General features: G+C 34.8%; 24 protein-coding genes and 1 pseudogene. 9 read left to right on the top strand and 16 right to left on the bottom strand.

Translation table 11 applies throughout. The features are described from left to right. Positions 1–103: 103 nt before the first annotated feature. Positions 104–618, bottom strand: a pseudogene (locus tag ABH960_RS23620) (DinB family protein). A gap of 261 nt (positions 619–879) precedes the next feature. Next, complete coding sequence (locus ABH960_RS23615; RefSeq protein WP_404448752.1) at positions 880–1,383, bottom strand: GNAT family N-acetyltransferase; 504 nt, start codon at positions 1,381–1,383, stop codon at positions 880–882. A gap of 105 nt (positions 1,384–1,488) precedes the next feature. On the opposite strand from ABH960_RS23615, the gene ABH960_RS23610 reads away from it, so the two are divergent. Together ABH960_RS23610 and ABH960_RS23605 are read left to right on the top strand one after the other, a co-directional pair. Further along, positions 1,489–2,130, top strand: a complete 642-nt coding sequence (locus tag ABH960_RS23610; RefSeq protein WP_404448750.1) for an HD domain-containing protein — start codon at positions 1,489–1,491, stop codon at positions 2,128–2,130. Positions 2,131–2,191: 61 nt separating this feature from the next. Then, entirely contained in the window at positions 2,192–2,488 is a 297-nt protein-coding gene (locus tag ABH960_RS23605) for a hypothetical protein (RefSeq protein ID WP_404448749.1), read from the top strand. Positions 2,489–2,542: 54 nt separating this feature from the next. Here ABH960_RS23605 and ABH960_RS23600 read toward each other — a convergent pair whose 3' ends face one another. From ABH960_RS23600 to ABH960_RS23570, 7 genes are all read right to left on the bottom strand, one after another. Continuing rightward, positions 2,543–2,908 carry a carboxymuconolactone decarboxylase family protein gene (locus ABH960_RS23600; protein ID WP_002085063.1) on the bottom strand — a complete coding sequence of 122 codons (366 nt, stop codon included), beginning with the start codon at positions 2,906–2,908 and terminating at the stop codon, positions 2,543–2,545. 126 nt (positions 2,909–3,034) lie between these two features. Beyond that, positions 3,035–4,525, bottom strand: a complete 1,491-nt coding sequence (locus ABH960_RS23595) for an alanine/glycine:cation symporter family protein (RefSeq protein ID WP_002085061.1) — start codon at positions 4,523–4,525, stop codon at positions 3,035–3,037. A 130-nt stretch (positions 4,526–4,655) separates the two neighbouring features. Then, positions 4,656–6,140, bottom strand: a complete 1,485-nt coding sequence (locus ABH960_RS23590; protein WP_404448746.1) for an aldehyde dehydrogenase family protein — start codon at positions 6,138–6,140, stop codon at positions 4,656–4,658. An 18-nt stretch (positions 6,141–6,158) separates the two neighbouring features. Continuing rightward, positions 6,159–7,055 (bottom strand): 4-hydroxy-tetrahydrodipicolinate synthase, encoded by an 897-nt coding sequence (dapA, locus tag ABH960_RS23585; protein WP_404448744.1) that lies wholly within the window; start codon positions 7,053–7,055, stop codon positions 6,159–6,161. A gap of 22 nt (positions 7,056–7,077) precedes the next feature. Next, positions 7,078–8,019, bottom strand: a complete 942-nt coding sequence (locus tag ABH960_RS23580) for a proline racemase family protein (RefSeq protein WP_404448742.1) — start codon at positions 8,017–8,019, stop codon at positions 7,078–7,080. Then, a complete protein-coding gene (locus ABH960_RS23575; protein WP_404448740.1) occupies positions 8,016–9,053 on the bottom strand; it encodes a proline racemase family protein in 1,038 nt (345 codons plus the stop codon). Before ABH960_RS23575 ends, ABH960_RS23580 begins: the two co-directional genes overlap by 4 nt. Further along, positions 9,050–10,225, bottom strand: a complete 1,176-nt coding sequence (locus ABH960_RS23570; protein ID WP_404448738.1) for an NAD(P)/FAD-dependent oxidoreductase — start codon at positions 10,223–10,225, stop codon at positions 9,050–9,052. Before ABH960_RS23570 ends, ABH960_RS23575 begins: the two co-directional genes overlap by 4 nt. A 182-nt stretch (positions 10,226–10,407) precedes the next feature. Between ABH960_RS23570 and ABH960_RS23565 the strand changes: the two genes are divergently transcribed. From ABH960_RS23565 to ABH960_RS23550, 4 genes are all read left to right on the top strand, one after another. After that, positions 10,408–12,069, top strand: coding sequence for a sigma-54 interaction domain-containing protein (locus ABH960_RS23565; protein ID WP_404448736.1), 1,662 nt, complete (start codon positions 10,408–10,410; stop codon positions 12,067–12,069). A 73-nt stretch (positions 12,070–12,142) separates the two neighbouring features. After that, complete coding sequence (locus ABH960_RS23560; RefSeq protein WP_002065856.1) at positions 12,143–12,415, top strand: (2Fe-2S)-binding protein; 273 nt, start codon at positions 12,143–12,145, stop codon at positions 12,413–12,415. Then, positions 12,412–12,744 (top strand): (2Fe-2S)-binding protein, encoded by a 333-nt coding sequence (locus tag ABH960_RS23555; protein ID WP_002110336.1) that lies wholly within the window; start codon positions 12,412–12,414, stop codon positions 12,742–12,744. The genes ABH960_RS23560 and ABH960_RS23555 overlap by 4 nt, the downstream gene beginning before the upstream one ends. Further along, positions 12,741–13,976 (top strand): NAD(P)/FAD-dependent oxidoreductase, encoded by a 1,236-nt coding sequence (locus ABH960_RS23550; RefSeq protein ID WP_404448733.1) that lies wholly within the window; start codon positions 12,741–12,743, stop codon positions 13,974–13,976. The genes ABH960_RS23555 and ABH960_RS23550 overlap by 4 nt, the downstream gene beginning before the upstream one ends. 106 nt (positions 13,977–14,082) lie before the next feature. Here the strand turns inward: ABH960_RS23550 and ABH960_RS23545 are convergent, their stop codons facing one another. From ABH960_RS23545 to ABH960_RS23530, 4 genes are all read right to left on the bottom strand, one after another. Next, positions 14,083–14,556 (bottom strand): hypothetical protein, encoded by a 474-nt coding sequence (locus ABH960_RS23545; protein WP_404448731.1) that lies wholly within the window; start codon positions 14,554–14,556, stop codon positions 14,083–14,085. A gap of 39 nt (positions 14,557–14,595) precedes the next feature. Then, entirely contained in the window at positions 14,596–15,108 is a 513-nt protein-coding gene (locus tag ABH960_RS23540) for a DUF6609 family protein (protein ID WP_215585112.1), read from the bottom strand. Positions 15,109–15,487: 379 nt separating this feature from the next. Next, positions 15,488–15,796: a YxcD family protein gene (locus tag ABH960_RS23535; protein ID WP_000447767.1), complete on the bottom strand. Its 309-nt coding sequence runs from the start codon at positions 15,794–15,796 to the stop codon at positions 15,488–15,490. Beyond that, positions 15,784–16,233 carry a hypothetical protein gene (locus tag ABH960_RS23530; RefSeq protein WP_404448729.1) on the bottom strand — a complete coding sequence of 150 codons (450 nt, stop codon included), beginning with the start codon at positions 16,231–16,233 and terminating at the stop codon, positions 15,784–15,786. The genes ABH960_RS23535 and ABH960_RS23530 overlap by 13 nt, the downstream gene beginning before the upstream one ends. Before the next feature lie 257 nt (positions 16,234–16,490). Here ABH960_RS23530 and ABH960_RS23525 point away from each other — a divergent pair, with 257 nt between their 5' ends. Both ABH960_RS23525 and uptA read left to right on the top strand, forming a co-directional pair. Next, complete coding sequence (locus tag ABH960_RS23525; protein WP_002085036.1) at positions 16,491–17,255, top strand: DUF1836 domain-containing protein; 765 nt, start codon at positions 16,491–16,493, stop codon at positions 17,253–17,255. 344 nt (positions 17,256–17,599) lie between these two features. Then, on the top strand, positions 17,600–18,205 hold the full coding sequence (uptA, locus tag ABH960_RS23520) for an undecaprenyl phosphate transporter UptA (protein ID WP_404448727.1): 606 nt from the start codon (positions 17,600–17,602) through the stop codon (positions 18,203–18,205). A gap of 28 nt (positions 18,206–18,233) precedes the next feature. On the opposite strand, the gene ABH960_RS23515 is transcribed toward uptA, so the two are convergent. Next, entirely contained in the window at positions 18,234–18,731 is a 498-nt protein-coding gene (locus tag ABH960_RS23515) for a DinB family protein (protein WP_404448725.1), read from the bottom strand. A 145-nt stretch (positions 18,732–18,876) separates the two neighbouring features. On the opposite strand from ABH960_RS23515, the gene ABH960_RS23510 reads away from it, so the two are divergent. After that, positions 18,877–19,101, top strand: a complete 225-nt coding sequence (locus ABH960_RS23510; protein ID WP_002032598.1) for a hypothetical protein — start codon at positions 18,877–18,879, stop codon at positions 19,099–19,101. 47 nt (positions 19,102–19,148) lie between these two features. Here the strand turns inward: ABH960_RS23510 and dltD are convergent, their stop codons facing one another. After that, complete coding sequence (gene dltD, locus ABH960_RS23505; protein WP_404448722.1) at positions 19,149–20,330, bottom strand: D-alanyl-lipoteichoic acid biosynthesis protein DltD; 1,182 nt, start codon at positions 20,328–20,330, stop codon at positions 19,149–19,151. A gap of 269 nt (positions 20,331–20,599) precedes the next feature. After that, positions 20,600–21,133, bottom strand: a complete 534-nt coding sequence (locus ABH960_RS23500) for a GNAT family N-acetyltransferase (protein ID WP_404448720.1) — start codon at positions 21,131–21,133, stop codon at positions 20,600–20,602. Positions 21,134–21,235 lie beyond the last annotated feature (102 nt).

Here is a 21,235-nt window from a genome sequence, read left to right as displayed (position 1 = left end):
TAAAGAAAAAGTGTGTTTTGAAAAAGATTGATCTAAACACGCTTTAAATATACTCAATTAAACCATTCGTTTATAAATAAATTACGAAATTGGCAAAGGCAGTCTAATTATCGAATAGCCCTCTTCCTCTCAGATTTGCGGAAACAGGCTCCTTTCCTATTTCACGTGCCCATATAGATAACTGGCCGATATGGTGGATTTCGTGGACAATGACATGACGTATTATCTCTCCGTGTGTACATTCAATGACTCGGCGCCTAATTGATGCGTCTCTAGAGCTAATCGGTTCTTCATTGAAATCAGTTTCTGAAAGTTTCCGAGAATCCATTTCATTTGTCCAAGATGTCACAAATGGCTTCACTTTCTCGTGATATTGAGCTGAGAGATTTTTTACTTTTTGCAAGCTGGCATACTCTTCAAACAATGGCTCCTCAGGAACTGGCTCACCTCGCAAACCTAAGATCCACATATATTCCACATCTACAATGTGAAATAAAGTATGTAGGATACTACCGAACCCACCGACCCGTTTCTTTAATAGTTCTTCATCCGCATGTCTTTGCACAATGTAAACCACTCATCACGAACTTGCCAATTATATTGAAACAGTTTCAACATGACAGCAACCTCCATCTTTTAGATTAACATTTAATATTCACCAAAAGACTTCAAAATCAAAATCTAAAAAACTGTTAAAATTCTCTACAGACTAGCCCTTTAAATTAAACATTCCAGATGAAGTTAAAGGGTCAAAAGAAAAAAACTATTATACAGGATTTTATCAAACTTTATTTTGAATTATTAATCTTTTTGTAAATCAACACACAGACATAATAACAAATATGTCGTTTGAAATTATCTCCCTTTTCAAATAAAAAACTAAATCATTTTATAATAAATTACTGTTGCATCTAACTCACCATTCGGAGAAATTGCATACCCTGGTATTTTACCGGATTCTTGATAGTCTAACGACTTGTACAATCTATTCGAGGGATCTCCTTCTCTAGTATCTAACACTAAAAGAGACCTGTTTTCTTGCTTTGCTCGTTCCTCTGCTTTTTGCATAAGTGAACGTCCAATGCCGTTACGTCTAAAGTTTGGATGAGTCATTAACTTGCAAATTTCAGCTCTATGTATCCCATTAGGCTTTGTAACTAAATATAATTGAATACTCCCTGCCACTTCATTGTTTATTTTAGCAACATACAATATCACTTCTGGTGCTAATACAGTTTGCCAATACTTCGCTGCTTCTTTTTCTTCTAGTGGAGGTAAAAAACCAATCGACGCTCCATCATCTACTACAGTTTTCAACAGTTCAGAAAGCTCTTCAATATCATTTTCTAGTTGCTTAATCTCTTCAATTACTAAATCTTGCATTACTAATCCCCCTTTTGTTTCATTGTAACAATTTTTAAAGCAGGAATAATGAAATACTAAGATGAAATTATTTAAAATACGATTTTTTAGAGAAAGGATAACTATATGAAATATATATTAGATAGAAAATATGCAAGAGAATTGCTGGATTGGGCATATGAACAAAACCCAGGTCCGTGGTTCGAACATTCACGTAATGTTGCCCTTGCAACTGAAAAGATAGTTGTTGAACTTATTAATAATGGGTACGACCTAGATGCTGATATAGCATACAACGCTGCCCTCCTGCATGACATAGGAAGATATAAAGGTTTTACTAAATCTGTTATTCATTCCTATGATGGCTATATGTATATGAATGATTTAGGGTATACAGGAAACGCGATTATTTGTGTGACACATTCATTTCCTTGCAAAAATGAGCATTTAGATATCGCAGCAGAGTGGAGCCTTGTTCCCGATTATATGGAAAGCCGATTAATTGAAATATTGAATAAAAATAGTGACTATGACTTATACAATAAAGTAATTACTCTTTGCGACGCTCTCGCTGATGCGGATGGTTTTACTACGCTTGAAAGAAGATTGGTTTCTGTTGGTTTACGTCATGGCACAACCTCTCATACCTCTTTACATTGGAAAGGATTCTATACAATTAAGAATGAATTAGAATCTTTAATTGGGAAGAGCATATACACCCTTCTCCCTGATGTAGAGAAATCAACTTATAAGAATACAGAATATTAAAACAAGAACAAATTAAAAACGATACACTTTGTATGTATGATTCTAAAAAACTCATTTAAAAGTGGAGGGATTACTTATTAGTAAAATAGGATTTGACTTAATAAATCATGAAGGTAACTTTGATTTTGGATATAAAGATATAACGAATATATCCAGGAGATGTAAATTTTCTAACTGTTCGCATACAAATGAACCACACTGTGAAGTTAAAAAAGCTCTCTCTGACGGAATTCTTTCTGAAGAAATATTTAATAATTATTATAGAGATATAAACGAGGCACAATATGTTTCTACACAAAGGAATAAAACAAAAGCTATCGACTATATGAAACAATTGAAACTCTTTCAAAAAAATTAGACTAAACTAGAAAGTCCCCCTTAAAAGAATATTTTAAGGAGGGCTTTTTCTTGTTTAATGACTTTGATGTTTCAATTCCACCAGACATTCTTGTACTAAGGTTACTGCCTGACTCATTGCAGCTCCACCAGCAAACGCGGCTGAAACACCACAAGCTTCTAAAATTTCTTTATCAGAACATCCTTGGTCAATACAGCCCTTCGTATGATAAATCGTACAATATTCGTCTTGTGTTGCTAAACTAATCCCTAATGCAATGAGCTGCTTTTCTCTTTTAGTTAATGTACCCTCCTGAAAACATGCTTGTGTAAAAGCGTTATATGTTTCTGCAATTTCAGGGATTTGTTGCGTAAAATTCCCTATACCTTCTTTATAATCAAGTAATACATCATTTATAGAGCCATATTGTTGATTTTCCATCGTATATCCTCCATTCATTTTATTCACACTTACTTTAGTATGAGATAAAATGAAAGACATATACAAATATTTACTCTTAAAAAATAGAATGAATTTTCAGTTTATTTAACTTTTAAATTTGCACATCTACAGTTTCAGCCCATTATCTACTGACACTTTTTCTTTAGAATTTTTCCTTTCAACCTCTTTACTTCTTTCTTCCCAAAATGTTAAACCTTCAATTCCCACATTTTTAGGATCAAACACTGGATCTTTCCCTTCTTTTTTCTGCGTTTCATAGTCTTTTAACACTTTTAATGCCGTTTTACTTAATAATAGAATCGCGATTAAGTTTAACCATGCCATACTACCGATTCCTAAATCTCCAAGGTTCCATAATAGCGAAGCTGATTCTACGCTACCGATGTAAACCATAATTAAAAACCCAATTTTCAAAACTGGTTTTAACCAGCTATATTTGAGGTCACGATCTAAATAAGTAAGCGTCGTTTCAGCGATATAGTAGTACGCGAGTAAAGTTGTAAATGCAAAAAAGAAGATTGCGATTGAAATAAATATTGGACCAAATCCTGTCATAACAGTTTCAACTGCTTGTTGTGTATAGATTGGACCTGCATCTACATTTCCCATATTCTTTACAATAGCGCTTTTCCCTTCAGGTATTACATTATACATACCTGTTATTAATATCATAAGAGCTGTCGCTGTACATACAACAATTGTATCAATATATACAGAAAACGCTTGAACTAGCCCTTGTTTTGCAGGATGTGATACTTCAGCAGCAGCGGAGCTATATGTCGCTTCCCCAACACCAGCGACGTTTGAAAATACAGCACGCTTTACTCCCCATGCAATAGCTGCGCCGACGATGCCGCCAAACATTTCATTTACACCAAAAGCACTTGAGAAAATTAAAGCAAACATACTTGGAATTTCCGTTACATTCGCAATTAATACGATACATGTAACAATTACATAACCAATTGCCATAAATGGAACTAGCATTTGAGAAACGCCCGCAATTCTCTTTACGCCACCAAAAATGATAGCTGCTAATAATACGACTAACAATATACCAGTTATATATTTGCTAATACCATTAGAATTTTCGAATCCAACTGCAATACTGCTCGATTGAATACCTGGTAATAAAACGCCATATGATAGTGTTACAACTACCGCTACAATGACCGCAAACCATTTCATTTTCAAGCCTTTCTCAATGAAATATGGCGTACCACCACGGTATTCATTGCCTACTTTACTTTTATATACTTGTGCTAATGTTGATTCAACAAATGCACTAGCTGCTCCTAATAATGCCATCACCCACATCCAAAATACAGCTCCAGGTCCGCCGAAAGCGATAGCTGTCGCTACTCCTGCGATATTACCAATTCCAACCCTACCTGATAACGCCAAACAAAATGCTTGAAAGGATGATATCCCAGTCTCCGAGCTCTTCCCTTCAAATAATAGTTTAATCATCTCCTTAAAATAGCGAATTTGTAAAAAACGAGTTGCAATTGTGAAATACACTCCTGCTCCTAATGCGAAAACAACTAAGCCAATACTCCAAACTTGCCCTACTAACCATTCTACTAACTGCTCCATCCAAATCCCCCTTATCATTCTTTTGAAAACTATTTTATATATAAGAAAACGGACAACTATTATTAAACCTTCCAGTTGTCCGCATCTCTCATTATTTCATCCCTCTATTTATTAACAGTTAGACTCTCTATTACTTTATATTTACCCAAACACTTTTCACTTCTGTATAATTATCAAGTGCATATGAACCTAACTCACGTCCAACACCAGATTGCTTATATCCACCAAATGGTGCAGCAGCATTTTCTAGGTTATAATCATTAATCCACACTGTTCCTGCCTTTAATTTATTGGCAACTTGATGCCCTGTTTTAATATTTTGTGTCCATACGCCCGCAGCAAGTCCGTAAGACGAGCGATTTGCTCTTTCAATTACTTCTTCTGTCGAATCGAACGGGAGTACAACGACAACTGGTCCAAAAATTTCTTCCTTAACAATTGTCATATCGTCTGTAACATTTGTGAATACTGTTGGCTGTACAAAATAACCTTTTTCAAATGCACGTTCACCGCCAGCTGCAACAGTAGCACCTTCAGCTCTTCCTTGTTCAATGTAATTTAGCACGCGCTCTTGTTGTTTTTTAGATACGAGCGGTCCCATTTCAGTTTCCGCCTCCATACCTGCTCCAAGCTTCACGTTATTTGCCATTTTCACAAGTTCATTTACGACTGTTTCATAATGCTTTCGATGAACGAAAATTCGAGATCCTGCGCTACAATTTTGACCATGATTATACATAATTCCTTGGAACGCACCGTTAATCGCTTCTTCTAAGTCAGCATCTTCTAAAATGATGTTTGGTGACTTACCACCAAGTTCTAACGTTACATGTTTAATTGTTTCTGCAGCTTGACGCATAATGTATTTCCCTGTAACTGTTGAACCTGTGAAAGCTACTTTATCAATATCATGATGGTTTACAATTGCCGATCCTGCTTCAGGTCCGAAACCTGGTACAAAGTTTACGACACCGTTTGGAAAACCAGCTTCTTTAAAAAGCTTCGCTGTATATAGTAAAGATAAAGGTGTTTGCTCTGCTGGTTTTAATACAATCGTACAACCTGTCGCAAGAGCGGCTCCCATTTTCCAAGAAGACATAACGAGCGGAAAATTCCACGGAATAATTTGACCTACAACGCCAACCGGTTCATGGCGTGTGTAATTTAAATAATCTTTTGAAATTGGAATTGTTTGTCCGATAATTTTTGTAGCCCATCCCGCGTAATAGCGGTAATTTTCTACAGTCGCTGCAATATCATCATCAAGTGCTACTTGATATGGTTTTCCATTATCTAAAGCTTCCAGCTGTGCTAATTCTTCTCTATGCTCTTCAATTAAATCTGCTAATTTATAAATAAGATGTGCTCTTTCAGCAGTAGTCATCTCTGCCCACGGGCCTGATTCAAAAGCAAATCTTGCCGCTTTTACTGCGATATCAACATCATCTTCTTGCGCTTCACATACAACCGCTAGAACGTCTTCTGTCGCTGGATTGTATGTTTCAAACGTCTTCCCACTAATAGAAGGAACAAATTCGCCATTAATAAACATTTTAATTTCTTCATTTAAAAACGCTTTCACTTTTGGTTTCAGCTCAATGTTTGTCGTTAACATATATACTCTCCTCCTTATTTAAACAGCTGCATGAGCTGCAATTTCTGATAAAATCGTTTGAAGCTTTTGATCTTCTTCTTCCGTTAATCCTAATCTCGGATAGCGAGAAGGTCCGCCGACTTGTCCGTGTAATTCCATTGAACGTTTAACGATTTGTACATATTTCCCTGATCCTTCAAGAAACTCACAAAGAGGTAAAATAGCATCGTTCATTTCCCACGCTTTTTCTAATTCACCATTTTGAAAATGCTCATACATTTTCGTAACGAGTCCTGGAACGATATTTCCGGCTACTGAAACCCATCCCGATGCACCAACTAAATAAGATTCCATAACTAAATCTTCAGATCCACAGAAGACTTGAAAAGCACCTTCGCCTTGTCTTACTAAATCTCTCGCTTTTCGAATATCTCCGCTAGATTCTTTAATATGTGTAACATTTTCACATTCTTTTCCAATACGGAGCATTAGCTCTGTACTCATATCAACACCAGAAGTAAATGGATTATTGTATAGCATAATTGGTATATTTACAGCGTTTGAGATTTCTTTAAAATGAAAATAAATTTCCTCTTCTTTCGGTTTACAGTAATACGAGTTTATAATTAAGGCACAATCTGCTCCGTGCGCTTCTGCATGTTTCGTATATTCAATCGTTTCTTTCGTCGTCTCCGCAGCAGTTCCAACAATAACTGGAATACGGCCATCAACTTCTTTTAATACTGTTTCTAACATGTTAAATCGTTCTTCTTTTGATAAACTAACAAATTCTCCCGTACTTCCATTAATAATAATTCCAGCTACTTTTTGCTCAATAAAGTAGTTTACGTTTTGTTTTACACCTTTCCAATCAATCTCTTGAAACTCATCCATTGGTGTTATTAATACTGGAAATGCCCCTTTAATATTTTGCATCTTTATCTCTCCCTTTAACATATTATTTTAATAAGAAACCTGTTGGAAACGGATCGGTAGGATCTAATATAAATGTTTGCATACCTGTAATAAACCCTCTACTTTCAAATCGGAAAATGTATCCGAGTTCTTCTTTCTTCACTTTTTCTACTGTTATAAAGCTATTAAAAATACTTTCATTTTTAAAAGGTTTATCCGCTATATATTCATTTTTAAATAAAGCATGAACATAAGACACAATAGTAGAAACAAAACCTGGTGAACGTACTATAAAGTTATCTTCATGAAATGTAATCGACTTTATATGGTTCTTTTCTTTTTGCATAGAATCTACTAAAATAAGTCTTTTTATTAATGACTGTTTTTGTATATTTTGAAGTGTAGCTTCACCCCATTTTTTTAATTTAGAGATGTTTTCAATACTGATTTCTGGCGAATACGTATCCTTTTCTACAACTGCATATACTTTATCTGCCTGTATGAGAGAGTAACTTATATTACCAATCTTTAAATTTTTTTCAATCATATAACATAGTTTGCTTTCAAACGAAACAGATACAACTTCATCATTCTCTACATATGCATCGACTGAAAATATTCCAGATAGCGTTTCGATTTTGTATTGATTAGACTCTCTCTTTTTTAAATACCCGCTTTCTAGTAACATCGTTATTACTGCGACAATGCCTCCGTAATGAAGAGGAATGGATCCTTCATGATTAAAAAACAATACAGATGCATCCACTTCATTATGAATAGAAGGAACGACAATACATCCATTTAAACCGATGAAACCACGTGGTTCATTTAATAAAAGTTTCATTTCTTCTGCTAATTCACCTGAAAATTGTTCATTTAATTGCTCCAAACTGTAATAGTATTTGCATGGTACGTCTTTCATTACACGAAACGCCTCGCCATTTACGTGTACGTCTACTGCTGTATACATTTTTTGAATGTTCATTTTACATCCTCCGTTTCATGTTCCATCGGCGGAATTAGTAAAAAGCCTTCTTTAAGTGGATCCTTTTCATTGTAAAAAAATCTATGCATACCCATAAGCCAAGCTGATCCCGTAATTTTCGTTACTACAGCTTCAAAATTTTTTACATATGTTGTATTCATAACACACCCTTTAAATAAAGAACCTACAATACTCTCATGAACAAATTCTTCATCGATATCAATTTTTTTATGAGCATATAATACAGCTAACTTCGCTGATGTTCCTGTGCCGCATGGAGATCGATCAATTCCTCCTGGCGGAACAACAACTGTATTTTTCACATGCGCACTTTCATGAGTAGGATCTGTATAAAATTCAACATGTGTTAATCCTCTTATAAACGAATACTCTGGATGAATGATTTCAAACTTCTCATTAATTGTATTTCTAATATGAATCGCCTTATCAATGATTGTAGATGCGTTTTCTGGTACTAACTCTAAACCTACTGACTTCGCATCGATAATGGCATAAAAATTCCCTCCATACGCAATATCCGCCTCTACAGTTCCAATTTCTTCGACGTGTACAGAAATATTTTTCAGTAAAAAAGCTGGTATGTTACAGAAGGAGACTTCTTTCGCTTTCCCATCTTGAACAGAAATATCTACTTCAACTAAGCCAGCTGGTGTATCTAGCTTTAAAGAAGTAACCGGTTCAATTACTGGAATTAAACCTGATTCAACTAAAGCTGTACATACACCGATTGTATCGTGGCCACACATCGGCAAATATCCACCTGTCTCTATGTATATAACACCTATATCAGCTTCAGGATGACACGGATCTGTTAATAGTGCTCCTGACATTACATCATGACCACGTGGCTCATTCATTAATAATTTTCGAATCCAGTCATACTCCTTTTTCATATGTAACATCTTCTCTGCCATCGTCTCTCCAATTAACTTAGGAAGTCCGCTAATTAATGTCCTCGTTGGATTCCCTCCTGTATGTGTATCAATCGTCGTAAAGACTCTTTGTAACCTCATCCGTTTAACACCCTTTCTGTAAAACGACTCAAACGAAGTGGTTCAATAGGAATGATTGTTTCTTTTTCATTTAATAACTCCTCAATCACTTTCCCGGTAACTGCCGCAAGACTAATTCCATCGCCTTCATGCCCTGCTGCTATAAAGTAGTTCGGAATATGTTCCACTCCTGAAATGATTGGCAAATGATCTTCTGTCCACGGGCGTAATCCAGCATATGAACGAATCACCATCATATCTGCCATTTTCGGATAAAAACGAATTGCTCTATTCGCAATACATTTAATAACCTCGTTATTTATCTTCGTATGAAAACCTACAAACTCTCTACTACTACCAATTAAAAAATTTTGGCTTTCTGTCGGTTCAAATACAAGTGCCACCCCATACTTTTCAGTTAAAGCATCCACTTTTCGTTTTCCACCAAATTTAGAAATTAAATAACCAAATTCCATTACTTTACGGCAGCCAACGTGTTGTTGCCTTGAAGCTACAATAATATGTCCCTTTCTCGGTTCAATTGGGATATTCACATCTAACATCTGTCCGATTTTAGGAGCCCACACACCGGCTGCGTTCACAACTTGCTTCGCAGTAAACGTTCCATTTGTTGTTTCTACAATAAAGGAACCGTCTATATCTCTTTTCACTTCTTTAACTTCTCTATGATTAAAAGCTTTTGTACCAAATTTCTTCGATTCTGCAAGAAGTGAAAAAGCAAGAAGATATGGATTTACAGTTGAATCCGTTGCACATTCTAAACCGCCTAATAAATCATCTGCAAAAAATGGTGATTCTTCTTTTATATCTTGCCTATCAAGCATTCGAAATGGTAAACCAGCCTCTTTTTGACGATTTACCCATTGCTGCGCTGCCTCCATCTCTTCGTCTGATTCACAAACGAGAATGCTTCCTGGCGCTCTATATTCAAATGAGTGCTCCAATTCTTCACTTAATTCAGTTACTAAGTTTTGACTTACTAACGACATTTGACTATCAAACCCTGGGTCTTTATCAATCGCCAAAATGTTCCCGTCACACCGTGAAGACGTTCCACTGACAAATTCCCCTTTTTCAATGATTGTTACGTCTCTTCCGTATTTTGATGTGTAATAAGCGATAGAACATCCTATAATACCACCGCCTATTATTAAAACGTCACAGTGTCTCACATAGCACCCCTCCTTTCTCCTAAATCTCTCACTTTCTATTTATGCAATTGGTGTGCCAACTCTACATACAGAACTATTTATATGAAATAATTTTTATTTGTAAAAATATTTTAAATCTATCGTAAATAGGTGTATTATTTTTTTATCACTGTCTAAATTTTCATACATAATAGGAGGGCAATATGGCATTTTCATTCCCAACAATAAAAGAGTTAATAAAAATTTTGTCAATTGATTGTACAAGTATCGTTAAGCGCATGAAACAGGTAGGTGAAAAATTTTATTACCTCCATTCACCTACTGAGGAATGGAGGTGCACAGTTATATATGAAGATGACTCTTTCACTACTTTAATCGACGCATTTTCTCATGAACTAGCCGTTGTCATCATTAAAGAAAATCAAGAGCCTTTATGCTGTATAACTGCTCAGCAAATGATTCCTTTTCTTTATAAGTATTACAATGAACTACTAGCTTTTTATAACACTGTTATTCAAACGTCTGATTCTTCTGTTACAGTCATCGACGATAAAGAATGCGTTCGTACTTGGACAGATGGCGCTGAAAAGATTTTTTCAGTGAACCATAATGAAATTATCGGACAACCCATCACCCGTTTTTTTGATTATAAAGATTTAGAAATTCTGCAATCATTACATGACGGAAAAAGCATAATTGCTCAGTTCCATCAGCCACGTCCAGATTTGTTCGTATTAATTAATTCAAACCCAGTTTATTGCAACGATAAAATTATTGGAGCAGTCGTTTCAGAAACGGATGTTACAAATCAAGTCGTATTAAATGAAAAACTATTTAATATGTCTCATGAAATGCACCGTTTAGAACAAGAAGTAGCAAAATATAAAGATACATCCGATCCTTTCCTTGCGATGAATGGAAAAAGCCCTGTTATACAAAGAACGATTCAATTAGCTAGAAAGGTTTGTTCAGTGAAATCCACGGTTTTAATACTCGGAGAAAGCGGAGTTGGAAAAGAAGTGTTTGCGAAAGCAATTCATGAAGCAAGTGAGACAGCAAATGCCCCTTTCATTTCAATTAACTGCGGCGCAATCCCAGAAGCGTTATTTGAAAGTGAATTATTTGGTTACGAGCGCGGGGCGTTTTCTGGTGCAAATAGTAAAGGTAAGAAAGGTAAAATAGAGCTCGCACAAGGCGGTACTTTGTTCCTCGATGAAATAGGTGAAATGCCGCTCGATATGCAAGTGAAGCTTTTACGTGTACTGCAAGAACGAAAGTATTACCGAGTTGGTGGAGAAAAAGAAATACATATCGATTTCCGCATTATCGCTGCTACAAACCGTGATTTACAAGAAGAAATGAGAAAAGGAACTTTCCGAGAAGATTTATACTATCGCTTAAATGTAGTTAGCTTGCTTATTCCACCGCTGCGCGAAAGACGAGAGGATATTATCGAATTGACGTACTCCTTTTTAAACGATTTTTCAATAAACTATAACAGGCCTATTCGAGACTTACCTTCAAATATTATGCATGAACTGCTTCATTACAATTGGCCTGGTAATATTCGCGAGCTCCGCAACGTAGTTGAAAGACTCGTCGTATTTGCGACAGACGGCATTATAAAACAAGAATATTTACCGTTTCATACAAATGATACTTTAGACAATCATACGGCTCATTCCTTATTAATCAGCAATAATAATACGATTCTTTCTTTACAAGAAGAAATGGAAGAGCACGAGAAAAAGGTAATTGAAAGAGCTTTACGCATTTTAGATGGTAATAAATTAGAATGTGCGAAACAACTTGGGGTAACGAGGGCCACTTTATATAACCGTTTAAAAAGACTGGGGTTACAATAATCCCTCTCCTCCTCTATATTGGCATAGTTTTTGCATAATAATTTGTGCAAACCGAACTAGAGGAGGAATACATATGACGAATAAAGAGAACTTAATTGTTTGTCGTTGTGAAGAAGTTACATACGGACAACTTCAATCGACAATTGCTGAATATAATTGCTCAGCTCGTGAGTTAAAACTAAGAACGCGTGCTGGTATGGGTTTTTGCGGGGGACGTACATGTAGAACAACACTAGATCGAATGATCGAAAACGCTAACCCTGGTACATCTCCTGACGAGATTCCATTAAAATATCAACCACCAGTGCGTGCAGTTACTTTTGGGGCGGTAGGTGAAAATAAATGAATAGAATTATAAATCACCCTATTTTAGGTAGTTTAAATAGTAGTCAGCGTATCAATTTTCAATTTAATGGTCAACAATATGAAGCATATGAACATGAAACGATAGCGGCCGCTCTACTTGCAAACGGAATAAGAACGTTAAGAGTCCATGAAGATAGCGGGACGCCGCGAGGTATTTATTGTAATATCGGACATTGTTCTGAATGCCGTGTGACAGTAAACAATCAAACAAACGTGCGAGCATGCTTAACGGTTGTAGAAAACGATATGGTTGTTGAAAGCGGAAAACAGCATCCAAATATCGTGAGAGAGATGGTGAAAAAGCGATGATCGATGTAATTATTATTGGCGCAGGACCAGCAGGATTATCAGCTTCCATCTCTTGTGCACGTTTTGGACTTAACGTACTTGTTATTGATGAATTTATGAAGCCGGGCGGGAGATTGTTAGGACAGTTACATCAAGAGCCTACTGGGGAATGGTGGAACGGAATAGAAGAATCAAAACGCCTTCGAGAAGAAGCAAAATCACGTTCAGTCGATATCCGGTGCGGTGTTTCCGTCTATAATTTAGATAAAGATGAGAGTTCTTGGTTCGTACATACAAATATCGGTACGTTAGAAGCACCGTTCGTACTAATTGCTACTGGGGCTGCGGAGTATTCTATTCCCCTTCCTGGCTGGACACTTCCAGGAGTTATGTCAATTGGAGCAGCTCAAGTTATGACAAATGTTCACCGAGTTCAAGTTGGGAAAAAAGGAATCATAATTGGCGCTAACATTTTGTCTTTCGCCATTTTAAATGAATTGCAATTAGCTGGAATTACAGTGGATCATATTGTACTCCCTGAAAAAAACGAGTTGAGCGGAAAAGCTAGTGAACCAGAAGAAGTCTTAAACTCACTCTTAAATGCGGCTCACCTTGCCCCATCTGCTTTTCTACGTATAGGTAGTCGTTTTATGAAATATGATTGGATTCGAAAAGTTGGATTAACATTTTATCCAAATAGCGGCATGAAAATAAACGGGACGCCGCTTCATCTTCGTAAAGCTGCACTTGAGATTATCGGAGCGGAACAAGTTGAAGGTGTTCGTGTTGCTAACATTGACTCTAAAGGGAATATTATTAACGGATCAGAAAAGATATATGAGGCAGACTTCGTTTGTATAGCCGGAGGTTTATATCCGCTTGCTGAGCTTGCGGCTGTAGCGGGATGCCCTTTCCATTACATTCCAGAATTAGGCGGACATGTTCCACTTCATTCAGAAGAAATGGAAACCCCTCTTCCAGGTTTATTTGTAGCTGGAAATATTACTGGAATTGAAAGCGGAAAAATCGCGATGGTGCAAGGAACAGTCGCTGGATATTCAATCGTAAAACAAGCTAATAAAACATCTAATTCGGTTGAAAAACATTTACAACATGCAATTCAAAATGTTCACACTGTACGTCAGAAAGCTGCGATTCAGTTTAATCCGATGGTTGATGTTGGTAGACAAAAGATGAATGAGATTTGGCGTGATTTTCAATCATTTGAAGAAAATCAACAAATGAAAGCATGAAATACTAGCATATAAAAAAGGCGGTGGATTCATTTCCACCGCCTTTTTTATAATTTTCGTACTACATCTAGTATTTCTGTTACGTCAATTACAGGAACCAAAGGTATTACCTATTTTTCATTCCGACTAAAACTTTCGATATCGACATCCATAAATTTATAAACATTAAAATTCCACAAATATTAGCGACAATTACATACAATCCTATAAATTGGTTTTCAAAGTGGAACAACGGAGTGTAATAAATGGCCATAATTAAGGCTATAACCATTGAAAAAAGAAGCAGTTTTTTCCTAGTTATCATATAAATACAATACAAAAACGTATAATAGGCCCAAAATTGCGCAGCATACCATGCATGAGATAGTCGAATACCTGTTTTCGTATGCAAAGTTGTTAAAACCAGTATGTATATTACAAGTAATACAATTAATGGTGAAAATCTAACAAATTGCAAAAGATTTATTAAAAAGCGTTTTTTTGAACTTAGGTGATTTACTTCGTATTTAAACATCTGTTTCGTTATATAATGAACAAAAAATATTAATCCTACACTAATAGATAACATAAAAAATATCATTACTACGCCTTCTTTTCTAATGTATTAATCAACTGTATTTTAAAAATCAATAGGACTTAACCTAATAAAAATTACACCAACTAAAATTTTCATTAAACCATCTACTACAAAAAAGACATCTAGATTTACGTTAGTAATGATTAATCCTATGAATGAATTGATTATTAAAATGATGGATAGAAAAAACATCATTTTTCCATGTACCGGAATAAACATTAAAAAATGAACACCTACAGCTAAAAGAATTAATAGCCAGCAATTTCTATAATCATCACCAACAAAATGAAAAATGAGAAAAACTAAAATAGCCAATATAATCATTGAAAAATTAGCCCACTTCTTTTGTTCCGGTGTTCCAGAACCAACTGCAAATTTCTTCCTAGTTTTAGAGTTCAATTGCCATATCATTCCTAATGTATAAACAATAATAAAAGGCCAAACGTTTGGATAGCCGTTATGTTTTATTAAAAGTAAAAACATTGCTGCTCCAGCAATTATTAGCCAAATCCCATTAATCTTTTGTCTAGGATACTTGTAAGTTTGTGTTTCCATGTTCCGTTCTCCTTTTTCGAACTTTTCTAATCTTCTCGATATACACACTTCTTTTTTTCCAGAAGCCTCATGAGCAAATTCAGCTAAATTCACACCATCATTCTTCTACCTCGCTTTGAATAATAAAATATTAGATTTCTGAAATATCATATCAAATATAGTTGTGATTTATTTGTCACAATTCGTCGAATAGATAAATAAAAGTCGTTTTATGTCAAAATTATTATTTATTTGGATAGCCAACTTTGGATTAGATAGATAAAATGATGCAAATACTAAATTGAAGACACATGAAATACTGGATTTTATTCTAAAAGAAAAAACATACTAGCAATATTAATCCAAATAAAAACTGTTAGAGCATACAGCTCTAACAGTTTTATTGTTCATTATTATTAAATTTCGCTAATGCGTAAATACCTTCTTCATCATCTAATTCAAGTTGCAATCTTGCTGCAAATGAATTGACGTTGTATTCTCGATCAAGCAACAAGCGTAGTGCTTCGATTAAGTTTGCTTGAATTAAAATTTGCTGGCGACCATTTACCTCTACTTCTGCAGAGAAACCGTAGTCATCATCATACATTAGTTCAACTGAAACTTCTTCTGGACCAACTTGTCTTTTTTCAGCGATATATACGCAAAGCGCATTTATAAGTTCTTGTTCAGAAATTTTTATTGTTTCCATGCTACTTCATCTGCCTTTTTCTTACGTTGATCTTTGAAGTATTTAAATGCACGAACTGCTAACATTACGATACCAACCATTACTAACATATTTACCATAAACGCTAATACCGAACCAAGTGCTCCCATATTTGCAAATAAGCTACCCATTAGTAAACCACCAAGACCACCTAGTAATAAGCCTTTCATAAAGCCACCTTTATTACTTTTTGGTGCTGTGTTTGTTGCTTTTGTTTTTGAATCAGTTGTCGTTTTTTGTGAATTCACATTAGAATCTTTTTTGTTTAAATCAACTTTTGACTTTTGACCTGAACTTGGTGTATATGATTTTTTACCAGATTTGTAACTTTTCGCTGCCGCATGATCTACGAACATAAAGCTACTAGCCCCAAAGATAACCATGAATGCTGTCATTACTGCTACAAGTTTTTTCAACATATTATATCCATTCTCCTTTTATATAGATATATGTGAAATCTACCTTTCTAGTAAATTCAGAATGATAGATTTGTTTTAAAACCATTTTAAAGGTTCTTATGAACTTATTATATGAACTTTTGTCGAAATATGCAAGCATTATTTATTTACGACAATTTCATGACATAGGAAAAATTAAGCAAAACGGAATTGACTTTAAATGAAACAAAACATATTATAAGTTCATAAGAACTTTTTATAATTTTGGAGGTGAAAAGATGGAAACATTTCATCTCACACGAAACGAAATGGCAACGCTCCTTCTATCATTAAGAGGATGGAATACGAAAAAGCCTCTTGGTATTTTACAAGAAGCTTGGGCAAAATCACATAAAAAAGATATTGAAAGCGGACAAAGCGTTACTGCTTTTATTACAACCGCACTTTCACCTATTTTTGAAAAGCTGATTAAAATTGACGATACGGACGTCGGTTTTTCTTTAAACGAAATAGTTGCGCTTGGCAATCAGATTGAAAACACGAGTTTCTCTGTAACTGCTATGCAAAACTGGGTGAAACGAGATATAAAAGAAATGATCGGCTCCCCTCAAAAAGGGAAGAAATACTCAATCGAACAAGCAGCATTATTATTCATTGTCGAAGATTTAAAAACAGCGCTTGATTTTGAATCTATTCGCAAACTATTACGACTCATCGTAAATGACCCGGCCGATCGAAGTGATGATTTAATTAACCCTCTTCATTTATATGTAGCTTATTCTTCTTTATTTGAAGAACTGAATCAAGGGAATTGCTTACAACTAAATGCTACAGATACAGTTCATACGATCGAAAATATCGTAAAAGAAAAGGCTGATAAAATAGCAAGTAAGTTCGATCAAATTAATAACGAACAACGCGAAGCAATTCGTAACGCTATTATTATCGCCACACTTTCTGTACATACCGCTTATGTACAAATGCTAGCGAAACGATATGTGACAGCAACGTTATTTTTACAAAATTTAGATGTGAAACCTTAAAAAACAGGAGCAGATTTGCTCCTGTTTTTTTATATCAATATATCTTTTGTACTATTAAGCTCACATGAAATTCGAAATTGTCCTTCATGAACTTTTTCGGAGACTAAAAAGTTTTATGTAGACACCTTTATTCTAACTAATATATGAGAAATTTTTAATAATCTTTTCATTATCTCTTCATGAAAACTGGGCTTATATCCTTTACTATAATACTTATGAGAGACATAAAAGAATTGAAATGGCAATCCACTATATAAATAAGGTATAATCTACATATAGTGAACCTTTTATATTGTTAAATAAAGGGGCTTATATTCAAAATTCATACATTAGAAGGTGCAACAATGTTAAGTAGTTTTATTCATTCAGTATTAACATTTTTTGAGGGATTAGGTTATTGGGGCATAATGCTTGGACTTATGATTGAAATTATTCCAAGTGAGATTGTCCTTGCTTATGCAGGATACTTAGTATTCAATGGTAGTATCTCATTTGTAGGCGCAGTTATATTCGGTACAATTGGTGGTGTTATTGCCCAAATCTTTGTTTACTGGATTGGTCGATATGGTGGTCGCCCTGTATTAGAACGTTACGGTAAGTATATTTTCATACATAAAAAACAAATGGATGCTGCTGAAGATTGGTTTAATCGTTACGGAACTGGCGTAATTTTCACTGCACGTTTCATTCCTATCGTTCGTCATGCGATATCAATTCCTACTGGTATTACAAAAATGCCATTACTACGTTTCACTACATTAACAGCACTTGCGATCATCCCTTGGTCTATCATTTTCATTTATTTAGGTGAGAAACTAGGTGAAAATTGGGAGAATATTAACGATATTGCTGGACCGTATGTGAAATCGTTCGCTATCGGTGGCGTTGTACTTATACTTTTATATTTCGTTATAAAAAAGTGGACAAAAAAACGTAAAAATCTTGCTTAAGATTATAATAAAAACCGCTATAAATTCATTAAGAATTATAGCGGTTTTTATTATCGGCTTGATCATGTATTAGAAATTGTATTATTTCTTTTTTATGCTTTAAGTCATGCTCGATAAGTGATGAAAAATAATTATTTAACCTCAATTTTTTTGTGCCAAATTGATAGTCATTATTAAAATTCCGAGCAGGAATTCGCTCAATTTGGTCTACTAATTGTTTACGAGTAAAGCTAAATTGATCTATTAGTTCTTCTTTTGAAATACCAGACCTTGCATATTTTATTGCACCCTTATTCATTTCCTCAACATCTGTTGGAACGATAGGTACAGATTTCCCGCTTACAAAATATGAAATTCTATACTTCATTAGAAACTCATCCCAAACAATAAAATGTGAAATTACATCCGCAATTGCCCATGAACCTTTTTTAAATGGTTGAAACCATATATCCTCCGATATTCCATTCAATGTTTGGCACCATTCTATTAGATTTAACTTTTCTTTCAGAATCCTTCCTTTCTCCATAATGCACTCCTCTTCCACACAAATAATTCATTCATATTAATGATTTCTAGACATTTCATTAAAACCCTCCAGTTTAAGATTTACTTGGATAAGTTACAATTCATTTGTAATTTCGTATAGTAACTCAAAAAGGAGTGATCCCCCTATGCATTGGCAGCAAAAAGTACCATACTTAATCGGACGCCCTGTTGGTGTTTCTCTTATTAATGGGCAAGGAACTTCCGGCGTTTTATGCGGCGTTCAAAATAATCAATTATTTGTTTACGAATACCTTTACCAAGCCCAGTTCGCCATGAAACATTATGACTTTAGACAAATTCAAGATATACACGCCTTTCCAAATTGCCCACACCAAAATCCTCTATACTAAAAAACAGGAACGGCTTTATTGCCATTCCTGTTTCTATTGTTTATGCATTATTTTTCAGAGTAAAACTTCTGCACAGCTTCATCAAAATAGATCCAGCCTTTCCAGCCTAAATGAATTGTATCTTTTAAGAAATACTTATCATATTCATGGCTAGAAAAATCGACTACTGGGTATCCTGCTTTCTCGACTTGATCGCGAACCTTATTGTAATACACATCACGACGTTCTTTTGGGAAACCAGCGTAATCATACCACGGTCCGTTTACAGGCACAGAAATAAAGAGTGGTTTTACATTTTTTTCTTTGAAAAGATCTAAAACAATTTGTAAGTCATCATATTCTGGTGAATCATCATACGATTCATTTGCTCTAAAGTTTTTTAAACCTTTTAATTTTTTCTTTAAATTATGTTTATAATAATATGGATTTTCAATTCCGAATGTATTTGTTGTGGATCCTACTTTACCTTCTTGTTCCGCATGTTTACGTGCATCTTCCCAAGAAAGCGAACGTAAACCCATATTTGTTTCCTCTTTCATCGGTTCGATCTTAAATAGAGAGTTAAATAAATCTCGATGATCTAAAATGTTCCGGTACATATACGCTAGCGGTTTAGCTAGTTCAGCTTTTATGTTATGTTTTGTATCGTTATATACAATACTTTCTAGCGAACTACTTAATATCGCATCCTTACGAACAACTTTATAATCTAGTAAACGTTTCGCGATTTTTTTCTTCATTTCAGGCTTTATTTCGTCATTAAAAATAAAGTGATAGGCTTGTTGTTTGGAGAAATTATTTGTAAAATCCCCTTGTGATACACCGGTTTTTGTAAACCATTGTGGTGAAAGAACAAAGACTACCTTTTTACCTTCTAATTCATCCATTGTAGACGTCATATTTAAAATATGAGCCAAGCTTTGCGTACCGCCAGTCCCTATTAAAAATGGAGTAAAACCTGCCGGATTTACTTTAAAATAATTTGACGGATGATATGCATCCATTCGTAAAAATTCTGATGAACCATACATCGGTAAATACTGCGAATTCTCTAACATTTTTTGCTGTAAGAAAACACTTTGTAATTTTTCTTTTTGCAAGGAAGTTGCTGCATCTTCTACCTTTTTATCGCTTATTAGTGATACTAAACTCTTAGAGGGAATAAGCAATACAATGAAAAAAAGTACGCAGGCTAAAATAATTGGTCCGAAAGCATGCTTCATCTTCATCTGCTATTCCTCTTTCTAGTACTATTAAATTGTAACCCTTGTTTTTGACACGTCATCATTTCTCTCCTTTTTCTCTATACATGTTCCATTCTATTTATCTATTATTTACATGTATGTATTCCCTTTCTTTGCACTATTAAGTTACATACTTATAGAGCAAGAAAGTGTTTCCAAAGAAACATGTTAATTATACAAGATTCTACATAAATTTCACACTGGAATTTTAGTAATAATTTTATTTTTAACCAGTGAAAAAACACATAAAATGTCTATAATTCATCAGATGATGTATTGAGTTCAAAATATGATAATAAACGCCCACTATGATCAACATCTTGAGTATATGTAAAGTCTAGCTTTCGTAAAAGTTTTTTCGAATTCTCATTAGCTACTTTAACCCTAGCAATTATTCTTTTTAAATTCATCGTCTCTGTTGCATATTGAATGGAAGCCTCTGCTGCTTCTGACGCATATCCATTCCTCCAATACTCTGGATCAAGGAGATACATAATTTCTGTTTCCCCTGTTTCATTTACCTTTCTTAAACCACAATGTCCTAATAGCTGGCCTGTTTCATTTTTGAATAATAGCCATACACCAAAATCATATTGTTCCCAATGCAATATAAGTTGACTCATATAATCTTTAGTTTCATCTATTAACATACCTCTTGATTTAGCAAGCCATTGACCAACCGCTTCTTTTTTCAATATGTTATACAATTGATCAACATCTTCTATATTCGGTTTTCTCATCACCAATCTTTTCGTATATATTACTTTCCCCTTTACAAATACAGACATAGTGCCCCTCCTAATACAGTTTATAGACTAGTAAATTATACCATGAACTATCATCGGCTTTAACTAAGAAAAAACAGACTATCACATACGTGAAGTCTGTTT

The sequence above is a fragment of the Bacillus sp. RC252 genome, assembly GCF_044909215.1.
GTDB classification, from domain to species: Bacteria; Bacillota; Bacilli; order Bacillales; family Bacillaceae_G; genus Bacillus_A; species Bacillus_A mycoides.
This window is presented reverse-complemented; position numbering and strand designations above follow the sequence as displayed.

Coding starts and splice junctions, on each gene's coding strand:
- ABH960_RS23615 (WP_404448752.1), bottom strand. CDS start 1,383: ATGCAAGATTTAGTAATTGAAGAGATTAAGCAACTAGAAAATGATATT.
- ABH960_RS23610 (WP_404448750.1), top strand. CDS start 1,489: ATGAAATATATATTAGATAGAAAATATGCAAGAGAATTGCTGGATTGG.
- ABH960_RS23600 (WP_002085063.1), bottom strand. CDS start 2,908: ATGGAAAATCAACAATATGGCTCTATAAATGATGTATTACTTGATTAT.
- ABH960_RS23595 (WP_002085061.1), bottom strand. CDS start 4,525: ATGGAGCAGTTAGTAGAATGGTTAGTAGGGCAAGTTTGGAGTATTGGC.
- ABH960_RS23590 (WP_404448746.1), bottom strand. CDS start 6,140: ATGTTAACGACAAACATTGAGCTGAAACCAAAAGTGAAAGCGTTTTTA.
- dapA (WP_404448744.1), bottom strand. CDS start 7,055: ATGCAAAATATTAAAGGGGCATTTCCAGTATTAATAACACCAATGGAT.
- ABH960_RS23580 (WP_404448742.1), bottom strand. CDS start 8,019: ATGAACATTCAAAAAATGTATACAGCAGTAGACGTACACGTAAATGGC.
- ABH960_RS23575 (WP_404448740.1), bottom strand. CDS start 9,053: ATGAGGTTACAAAGAGTCTTTACGACGATTGATACACATACAGGAGGG.
- ABH960_RS23565 (WP_404448736.1), top strand. CDS start 10,408: ATGGCATTTTCATTCCCAACAATAAAAGAGTTAATAAAAATTTTGTCA.
- ABH960_RS23560 (WP_002065856.1), top strand. CDS start 12,143: ATGACGAATAAAGAGAACTTAATTGTTTGTCGTTGTGAAGAAGTTACA.
- ABH960_RS23555 (WP_002110336.1), top strand. CDS start 12,412: ATGAATAGAATTATAAATCACCCTATTTTAGGTAGTTTAAATAGTAGT.
- ABH960_RS23550 (WP_404448733.1), top strand. CDS start 12,741: ATGATCGATGTAATTATTATTGGCGCAGGACCAGCAGGATTATCAGCT.
- ABH960_RS23545 (WP_404448731.1), bottom strand. CDS start 14,556: ATGATATTTTTTATGTTATCTATTAGTGTAGGATTAATATTTTTTGTT.
- ABH960_RS23540 (WP_215585112.1), bottom strand. CDS start 15,108: ATGGAAACACAAACTTACAAGTATCCTAGACAAAAGATTAATGGGATT.
- ABH960_RS23535 (WP_000447767.1), bottom strand. CDS start 15,796: ATGGAAACAATAAAAATTTCTGAACAAGAACTTATAAATGCGCTTTGC.
- ABH960_RS23530 (WP_404448729.1), bottom strand. CDS start 16,233: ATGTTGAAAAAACTTGTAGCAGTAATGACAGCATTCATGGTTATCTTT.
- ABH960_RS23525 (WP_002085036.1), top strand. CDS start 16,491: ATGGAAACATTTCATCTCACACGAAACGAAATGGCAACGCTCCTTCTA.
- uptA (WP_404448727.1), top strand. CDS start 17,600: ATGTTAAGTAGTTTTATTCATTCAGTATTAACATTTTTTGAGGGATTA.
- ABH960_RS23515 (WP_404448725.1), bottom strand. CDS start 18,731: ATGGAGAAAGGAAGGATTCTGAAAGAAAAGTTAAATCTAATAGAATGG.
- ABH960_RS23510 (WP_002032598.1), top strand. CDS start 18,877: ATGCATTGGCAGCAAAAAGTACCATACTTAATCGGACGCCCTGTTGGT.
- dltD (WP_404448722.1), bottom strand. CDS start 20,330: ATGAAGATGAAGCATGCTTTCGGACCAATTATTTTAGCCTGCGTACTT.
- ABH960_RS23500 (WP_404448720.1), bottom strand. CDS start 21,133: ATGTCTGTATTTGTAAAGGGGAAAGTAATATATACGAAAAGATTGGTG.